Below are 8750 nucleotides of genomic sequence, written 5' to 3'. Positions count from 1 at the left end.
GGTAGTTTTTATCCTGCCAGGTCCTGGCGTTATCGATAATCAAAATGCCATTTGCATCCTGGGATATGGTACTTGCACCAGGCCAGATGGTGGCGAATTCGGTACCGGCCCATTTAATGCCTTGTACCGGCATCGGCATTTCTGTTTCGGCGGTTTTCCAGCGTTTAAGGTCATCTATACGGAAACCTTCATTATATAATTCGATAGTTCGTTCCCGCCTGATCTCCGTTTGCATATTTAAGCCATTGGCGGTTACAAAATCATTAGTAAGCAATGGCATTGCGCTGTTTACACGGTGCCTTACCTGGTTTAACGAAATATTTAAATCGGCATCAGAGATATTTCCGTTGCGTTCATAAGTAGCTTCAGCGTAGTTCAGTAATACTTCGGCATACCTGATCACAGGGTAATCGTATGACTCGTAGGTATCGGCCACATTTCTTTCTGACGCCCATTTCTGGTTCTGGTAACCGGTACCATAATTAGAAACCAGCGGTTTTAAAGCGGCGTTGGCCATATCTGCGGCATCATTTTTCCAGGTAACACGATAGTTGGTATTGTTCCAGTAGTAATTGCCATTTACCATTAAGGTATATTGCATGCGTTTGTCCCTGTTAGCAAATTCAGACCTCGCCATACTATAACCTTTAAACAATGGCGATTTTTCAATAGGTAAACCATCACTGCATAAATAAAGATTAGCGAGTTTGCGAGTTGCCCAATCTACAAGGCCATTGCCAAATGTGGTTTTGGTTATGTTAAGATTAGAGATACGGATACTTTCATCATAGCGGTTTGAAAGGATATACTCGGTATTTGCCGACTTGGTAATACCTGCCGGATTTGATTTGGTATTTTCAAGTATGAACATATACTTCTGCGCCGAATCGCCTAAGGCAATGCTTGAACCCGTTGTGCCAAACAAGGCATACTGCCCGCTGGTCATTACAGCTTTACTTGAGCTGATGGCTATATCCAGTAATGTATTGGCGCGTGTAGCGTTTCCTCTTGATTTTTGCCAGGTTCCCTCATAAAGGGCTACCCTTGATAGCAACGCCCCGGCAGCTCCCTTACTTACACGCCCCTCATCTGCCGATCTAAGCACACTTTCCAGCGGCAGGTCGGCAATTGCAGCATTCAGGTCGGCTATAATAAAATCGGCAACTTCATCCCTCGAGTTCCTCGCTGCCATCAATAATGGATCATTGGTATCAAGCGGTTTCGAAACAATAGTTACCCCACCGAAGATTTGCAGAAGGTCGAAATACACATATGCCCTGAAAAATTTGGCTTCGGCTACATACTGGGCTATTTCAGCCGGTGCAGCATAGGTTGAAGCTTTGTCTAAAAGAAAATTGATATTCCGGATACGCTGGTAATCTGTATTATATGTTCCGTCTGTTTGTACAACGCTGTTAGTTCCCTGGCTGTAAACGTTTTTAGTACTGTTAGTTAACAGATCCGATCGCAGATCGCTGTGTACACCATCTGTAACTGTGCCGGCAAATGTTCTTTCATACAGGTAAAATGCGTTGGCGGCCAGCTTAAAATCATTGGCTTTTTTCCAATAAGCAGCGTCAGACAAGGTATCCTGCGGGTTCAGGTTCAATGCTTTTTTGCAACCGAATACAGCAGCAATCAATGCAAACGCTACGATATATTTATAATTAAATCTTTTCATGTTTTCAAAAATTAGAAGGTAACGTTAACACCGGCGGTTAAATATCTGTAAAATGGATAGCGGCCATAATAAGGGCTTCCGTCTGTGGTGATCACATTTCTTGGTGCCTCCGGGTCCCATCCATCTTTTATTTTAGTTATCTCCCACAGATCGTTTCCTGAGATATAAACACGTAGTTTTGATATAAAATTGGTTGCAGAAATCAGTTTTTGAGGTATTGTATAGCCTATTACCGCATTTTTCAAACGCAGGTAAGCGCCATTTTCAACCGACCATGAAGAGGGCTGGTAGTTGTAGGAATTAACAGTACCATTGGTTGAATATTTAGGATAATAAGCGCCCGTATTTTCTGGTGTCCAGTTATTGTTTACTGATTGATTGGTAGTATTCAGGTAAACGGCGCTAAAAGGCACCCGCCATACATCACCATTTCTGAAAATGGTCCGGCTGCCTACCCCCTGAAAAATTACAGAGATATCAAAACCTTTCCATTGTACCCCGGCATTGAAAGAGTAAGAATACCGTGGGTCGTCGGTACCTAAATACTTATAATCGGCGCTGGTTATTTTGCCATCGCCATTTAGATCTTTATATGAGTTATCGCCGATATGAGTTGTGTAAGAACCACCCGGAATATCAGAGCCGGCAATTAACTTGGTCGCGGCGTCTGCCTGTTCCTGTGTTTGGATCCGGCCGGCATACTCCAGTCCGAACACCGAACCTATCGGGTAGCCCTGTGTTGCGGCATTGTATCCACCATAAATAGTTGTAGCGCCATTAATGTTGACCAGCTTGTTTTTATTATAGCTGATATTACCACCTACATTGTAACCAACCTCGCCAATTTTATCGGCCCATGACAGGCTTACTTCCCAGCCATTGGTTTTCAGGTGACCGATATTTGCGGCCGGCGCCTGGGCACCTAAAATTGTAGGATAGGTTTGCGGTAACAGCATATTGCTGTTATCTTTTATAAAATACTCGGCAGTACCGGTTAAACGACTGTTCAATATTGAGAAATCGAGCGCAATGTTGCTATTCCTGACGCGCTCCCATGTCCTGTTTAAACTCACCAGGCCATTAGTTGGCCCAACGGTTACGGCCTGTCCCGAACCCAATATCGGGTTATTGCTGGTTACGGTACCCGTTTTAGCTAATACCAATTGCTGGATGTAATCATATAAACCGATACCGCTTTGATTACCTACAACGCCATAGGATGCCCTTAGCTTTAAATCATTAAAGAAGGTAACACCTTTCATGAAATTTTCCTGGCTGATTCGCCATCCTGCAGAAAAACCATAGAATGCCTTCCACCTGTCTTCCTCGGCAAATTTAGAAGAACCGTCATACCTGAAATTAGCCTCAAGCAGGTATTTTTGTTTATAGGCATAATTAACCCTGCTAAATGCAGAACCTATTGCATAGTGGTTTTTTGTTTCACTATTGGTTTGGTTACCAATACCGGTTAACGTTTTGATATCCTGCGAAACCGGGTTAAGGACGGTAGCATCAAAATAATCATATTCGTCGCGCTCATACTGGCTGCCTGCAGTAACACTTACTGAATGGTCGGTGTTAAAAGTGTTTTTGTATTCGAAATAGGCATTGGCATTATAGTAGTCTTCGCCAAGATTTGCGCGTTTAAAGTAGGCTGCATCCTGTGTAGGATTGGTAATACCCGGTACGGTGCCTAAATAATTGTACCACTGAATTGAATTTTGCTGCGTATAACGGTTTGCATTGTTGGTATTATATCCCAGGGTGGCAACAAACTTCAGGCTTTTTATAATGTCGTAATTGATTTTTTCATTGATATAAACGTTTGCTTTGGTCAAACGGTTATCGCCACCCAATTTGGCTTGCCAGTTGGGGTTAAGCTGTCCGCCCCATGCATATGGGCCGCCGTTAATGGTTGATATGGGCATACCTGGCTGAGCGTATTGCCCAAGTACGTTGTTGATCAGGGTCGGCGTTAAAACATCATTACGGTCATAGGCTATATTTGATTCGATTTTCACCTTGCTGCCAATCAGGAAGTCATTAGCCAAACGTACATTATACCGTTTATTGGAATTATTTCCCCATCGCAGGATACTTCCGTCGTCCATGTACCCTAAAGAAATACGATAACCTGCCTTTTCGGTACGGCCGGCAACACTTAAGTTATTTTGGGTAGAGTTTGCTGTTCCCCATAAAACGTTTGTCCAGCTGTTGTTAAAAAATACATAGTCGTTTACATCGCTAAAATTTGGTAAGGGGTTGCTTCCATAGGTTTTGATATCTATATAATTATTCAAATTAGCTAAAGCCAGCTTACCATACTTGATCCAAACATCGCTATCGTCAAATCCATCATTTCTCCTGGCCGTAATTACACCATTGGCCCATTGCTCCACGTTCATTAAATGAGGTTGAAGGCCCACAATTTTGCTTGAAAAGGAACCATCGTATTGTACTACAGTTTTACCGCTTTTGGCTTTTTTAGTAGTGATCAGCACTACACCGCCAGCGGCCCTCGCGCCATAAATAGCTGCCGATGCATCTTTCAGGAACGACATACTTTCAATATCATTAGGGTTGATAGCATCCAGTGACCGGACGCCAACGGCGGCAACACCATCAATCACCACTAATGCATCTGTAGGGTTTAGGGATGATGCCCCCCTGATATTGATATTCCAGCCTTCATTACCGGGAGCTGCAGAACCTCTTGTTATGAGTACACCCGGTACCTGTCCCTGTAAAGCCTGGAAGGGATTGGCCAAACTGCCTTTATCTTCAAATGCTTTGGCATTAACTGTTGCTACTGAACCGGTCAGCGTAGCTCTTTTTTGAGTACCGTAGCCAACCACTACAATCTCATTAAGCTTATTATCGGTAACTGTGAGTTTGATGTTGATGGCAGCCTGGCTTCCTACAACCACTTCCCGCGAATCAAAACCAACGAAACTGAATACAAGTACCGCATTGGTTTCTCCTGTAGGTATGGTAATGGTATAAGCCCCTGAATTGTCAGTTACCGTATTAATGGATTTTCCCTTAAGGGTTACCGTAACACCCGGAAGAGGGCTCCCCTTCTCGTCGGTCACCTTACCCTTTACAACTATTGGCTGGGCTGCCGGGACATCCCTATCCAGCAATTTGCGTTGTACTATGATAACCTTATTTTTTATGGTATAAGTTAACGGCTGATCCCGGAAACAGGCTTTCAGCACTTCGGTTAACGGCGTACGTTTAAAATCAACGCTCACCGGATTCGATCCGTTAAGCATTTCATCGGTATAAAGAAAAGTATAACCGGTTTGATTTTGGATCTCATTAAATACCTGCGCAATAGGGGTATTTTTGCCAGAAAATGTGATGTTTTGCGCGTGACCTGCAAATGATGCCTGGACAAAAGCTGTGATCAATAAAACGATGGTAAGTTTCATCACCAACAGAAATTTATGGATATAGGCAGAGTGCCTACACCCGGTAAGAGCATAAAATTTCATATCTTTGAAATGTTTGGGTTTAATTGGTTTATCGTTGTGGATCAATAATATATCGGTTATAAACTCAAACATCAGCCGGGAGTGTTCGCTGCACTTCCGGTTTCCTTTTTAAGTTTATACCATGAGTAGATTTATGGCATAACTATAACCCTCCTCTCAATAATTTTAAAGTGTACTAATCCTGTTAATTCAAGTGCATTTAAAACTTCAGTGATATTTTCAGAACGCGGAACGGTCCCTACAAAGCCCTCGTTTGTTATAGCGCCCTGGTATTGTACGCTTACATTGTACCAGCGGGCCACTTTACGCATAATAGTTTCTATGTTTTCATGCGAGAAGTTGAAATTGCCGTTCTTCCATTCTACAGCCTGTGCTGCATTTACTTTGGCCACCTCTATTGCCCCATTCACACGGGCCTGCTCGCCGGGCACAATAAGCTTTTGATTGTTTCCTGAAATTATTTTCACCGATCCTTCCAATAAGGTTGTATTGGTAGATTTTTCATCGGCATAACCCATAATATTAAAGTGGGTGCCTAATACTTCAACTGTTGAATGATTTACCGTTACCCTGAAGGGCATAGCCCTATTTTTTGCAACTTCAAAATAACCTTCCCCCGATAATTCAACATTCCGTTCTTTGCCGGTAAACGCAACCGGGAACTTAAGCGAGGAAGCCGCATTTAACCAAACCCTGGTACCATCGGGCAAAACAACCTGGTACTGGCCGCCATTTGGGGTTGAGATCGTATTGTAGCCAGATTGCAATTCTGCGTTATCCTGTTGCTTTTGAGAAGCATCATATACTAACTTACCATCAGCTGTTTTGTTAACTATGATATTTTGCTGATTAGCCAGCACTCCTTTTTTCGCACTTTCAAGCACGATCTGTGAGCCGTTGGCCAACGTGAGTATTGCTTTATTTCCGCCGGGAATTATCTTATTAGTATTATTTGCAATTGTTTGTTCTTTAATCAGGTTATTCCTGAAGACTATCCCAATGGTGATGAGCAATAAGATAGCAGCTGCAACCGCTATAAGTTTCTTAAATGGAGTTTTAGGCCGAATGATATGATCTGAAGCATCTTCAGTTTCAGCCGCATCAATTTGGGCTTCAATTTTAGCAAGCAACTCAGAATGGTTAGCAGACTCCTGATCGGGCAGATCTTTGAAAAAATCGCCATACTGCTCCAGTAAAATTTCAACCTCCTCATCAGGAAGTGATTCAAGCCATTTTATAAAAAGCTTGTGCTCCTGTTCGGTATGCCGGTTTTCAGAAAACTTTTTAAGGAAATTGTTCCGTGCTATTTCGTCCATATATGTGTAAGACGACCGGGAAGAAATAAAGGACTACTCAAAAAAATATTTTTTTTAATAATGTCGGGAAAAATGTCAATTTTAAAACACAAAACCATGCAAGGCCCTATGTATCAGAACCGTAACCACTATCTGATCTTTAACTGGATATTTATTGCCGGTCTGCTGTTATTAGCGTTCAATGATCATTATTTGAAACAACATTTTACCAGTTGGCTAACCGGGAAAGTGTCTGACTTTGCAGGGTTGTTGATCTTCCCTATGTTTTTATTGTTCCTCTTTCCAAGGCTCTCCAAATGGTCGGTTATCATCACTGGCTTATTCTTTATTTTTTGGAAAACACCTTTTTCGGCAGATTTCATTGAGTGCTATAATAAAATCGCATTAATACCAATTACCAGAACGGTTGATTACAGCGATTATATCGCTTTATCAGTTTTGCCTTTATCCTGGTACCTGATCCAACGTATCGATAGATACAGGGTCAGCAATTTTCAGCCTGTTTTTTTACGTTTTCTGGCTATTGTTCCTATTGCCCTGGTTTTTATGGCCACAGAACCGCCAATCAGTTTTTATATGCAGCCGGGCGGTGATATTCATATTGGAAAATCCTATAAAATGAAAATGTCAAAAGAAGCGGCACTGGCCAAACTGCGGGCCAAAGGTTACCGGATCGAAATTGACACATCGCAGCGTTTCAGTAACCGGGCGGATTATTACTTGATCAATAACCTTGTACTGGACGGCGGCAAAGACACACTACAAAGCTTGCAATTTGGCTTTCTTGGCAGCGGCGATAAACCTTTATTGTTGATCAACAATATCAAACTAAGGCCGGCCGACAAAGAAAAAAACCTGAAATTGTTAAAGAAGTCTTATCAGCAGTTGATCAAGTCGGATATTGTTGAAGAGGTGAAATAGCATGTGCCCTTTATTACCTTGGCAAGAGATTGACCAGGCTTAAAATAAATGCTTCCAGGCCCCAACAAGAAAAACACCAATAGTAAGCTCGCCATGGGCAAGCATGTGTTTCCTTACAAAATCCATCCCGCTGTATAATTGCTTTTTCACGGTGGCTTTAGAAATAGAAAGTTTTTCGGCAATTTCATCTAAAGAAAGTTCATCTTTAGTACGAAGCTCAACGATCTGCCTTCTTTTTTCGGGAAGCAAATTGATAGCATCCTGTGCCATCAGGTAAAAATCTTTGTAATTTATTTTTGCATCTGATCGCTCGGGGCTCTCTTCAGAAAGTGGCTGGACCATAACCAGCACTTGCGCCTCAGTCTTGCTTTTTTTGATATGATCTAATAAAAGGTTTTTGGCAGCGCGATAAACATAAGACCGGAAAGAAACAATATTTGTTAATGATTCCCTGCGCTCCCAGATCTTTATAAAAACACATTGAACAATTTCTTCAGTTAATTCGGCCGACCGGCAGATCAGATAGATGTAACGGTATAGATTATTGATGTTCCGGTTATACAATACAGTAAAAGCCTTTCGGTCTCCTTTTGAGAGCCGACCTAATAATTCACTCTCATCTAATTGTATTAACATTTCTATATTGGTTATCTATATAAAAATAATTGGAATATAAATTAGGTTAAAAGATGCCTGCCCATTTTAAAGGAGTACCCCCGGAAGCTCTTTATCAATAGATTATAACTGGCGTTCAAATCTAACAATTATTTTACCAAACACAATGTCCTCCCCTGCTTTAGTCTTGATTTTCATAAAAACGGTTTCCTTGTAATTATCGCTTTTACACAAAATTCTGGCTTCGGGTTCACAATCAAGATCATATTGCGATTATTCTTTATTTCTCTTTTAAATGCTCTTTAAAAGCAGGCCAAGCCTCTTAATCGCTTTTTCTGTGCTATGGCTCCATAACGGGCAAAAGTTTATTCGGATGTAGTGATGAAAAAAATCAGATGTAGAAAAGATGTGCCCCGGACAAATGCCAACCCCCTCCTGTAGTGCAGCTTTTTGTAATATGAAGGCATCCGTTCCCAACGGGAGCTCAATCCAGATACTTAGCCCGCCCTGGGGAACGAAGAGCTTTGTTCCGGTGGGAAAACTGGCGGTGATCGCCGTGATATACCGGATCATTTGAGATCTGATAGCTACCTTCATTTTCCTGATGTGTTTATCATATTGGCCACTTTCGAGGTATTTTCCAATGGCATCCTGAAAAACGCCATTAGTTGAAATATTAGAACCGTACTTTAACCTTTCAATAGCATTGTGATATTTTCC

5 protein-coding genes and 1 pseudogene are annotated in these 8750 nt (G+C 41.8%); 1 reads left to right on the top strand and 5 read right to left on the bottom strand.

Features of this window, described 5'->3' with window-relative positions; genetic code table 11:
* From VF500_RS27260 to VF500_RS27250, 3 genes are all read right to left on the bottom strand, one after another.
* Nucleotides 1–1681 (bottom strand): RagB/SusD family nutrient uptake outer membrane protein (locus VF500_RS27260; RefSeq protein ID WP_330862690.1); only part of this gene is annotated, 1681 nt, incomplete at its 3' end.
* A gap of 11 nt (nucleotides 1682–1692) precedes the next feature.
* Nucleotides 1693–5178: a TonB-dependent receptor gene (locus VF500_RS27255; RefSeq protein WP_330862689.1), complete on the bottom strand. Its 3486-nt coding sequence runs from the start codon at nucleotides 5176–5178 to the stop codon at nucleotides 1693–1695.
* A 131-nt stretch (nucleotides 5179–5309) separates the two neighbouring features.
* Nucleotides 5310–6494, bottom strand: a complete 1185-nt coding sequence (locus tag VF500_RS27250) for a FecR family protein (protein ID WP_330862688.1) — start codon at nucleotides 6492–6494, stop codon at nucleotides 5310–5312.
* Nucleotides 6495–6566: 72 nt separating this feature from the next.
* Between VF500_RS27250 and VF500_RS27245 the strand changes: the two genes are divergently transcribed.
* Nucleotides 6567–7415, top strand: a complete 849-nt coding sequence (locus VF500_RS27245; RefSeq protein ID WP_330862687.1) for a hypothetical protein — start codon at nucleotides 6567–6569, stop codon at nucleotides 7413–7415.
* Nucleotides 7416–7454: 39 nt separating this feature from the next.
* Here VF500_RS27245 and VF500_RS27240 read toward each other — a convergent pair whose 3' ends face one another.
* Both VF500_RS27240 and VF500_RS27235 read right to left on the bottom strand, forming a co-directional pair.
* On the bottom strand, nucleotides 7455–8051 hold the full coding sequence (locus VF500_RS27240; protein WP_330862686.1) for an RNA polymerase sigma factor: 597 nt from the start codon (nucleotides 8049–8051) through the stop codon (nucleotides 7455–7457).
* Nucleotides 8052–8321: 270 nt separating this feature from the next.
* Nucleotides 8322–8750: pseudogene (locus VF500_RS27235) on the bottom strand (hypothetical protein); the annotation flags it as partial.

The organism is Mucilaginibacter sp., from assembly GCF_036383575.1.
In the GTDB taxonomy this organism is placed as follows: domain Bacteria; phylum Bacteroidota; class Bacteroidia; order Sphingobacteriales; family Sphingobacteriaceae; genus Mucilaginibacter.
The sequence above is the reverse complement of the archived record's forward strand: the minus strand, read 5'-3'. Positions and strand labels throughout refer to the sequence as shown.

What these genes read in the sequence shown, in the direction of transcription:
- VF500_RS27245 (WP_330862687.1), top strand. Translation starts at nt 6,567, where the DNA reads ATGTCAATTTTAAAACACAAAACCATGCAAGGCCCTATGTATCAGAAC.
- VF500_RS27240 (WP_330862686.1), bottom strand. Translation starts at nt 8,051, where the DNA reads ATGTTAATACAATTAGATGAGAGTGAATTATTAGGTCGGCTCTCAAAA.
- VF500_RS27250 (WP_330862688.1), bottom strand. Translation starts at nt 6,494, where the DNA reads ATGGACGAAATAGCACGGAACAATTTCCTTAAAAAGTTTTCTGAAAAC.
- VF500_RS27255 (WP_330862689.1), bottom strand. Translation starts at nt 5,178, where the DNA reads ATGAAATTTTATGCTCTTACCGGGTGTAGGCACTCTGCCTATATCCAT.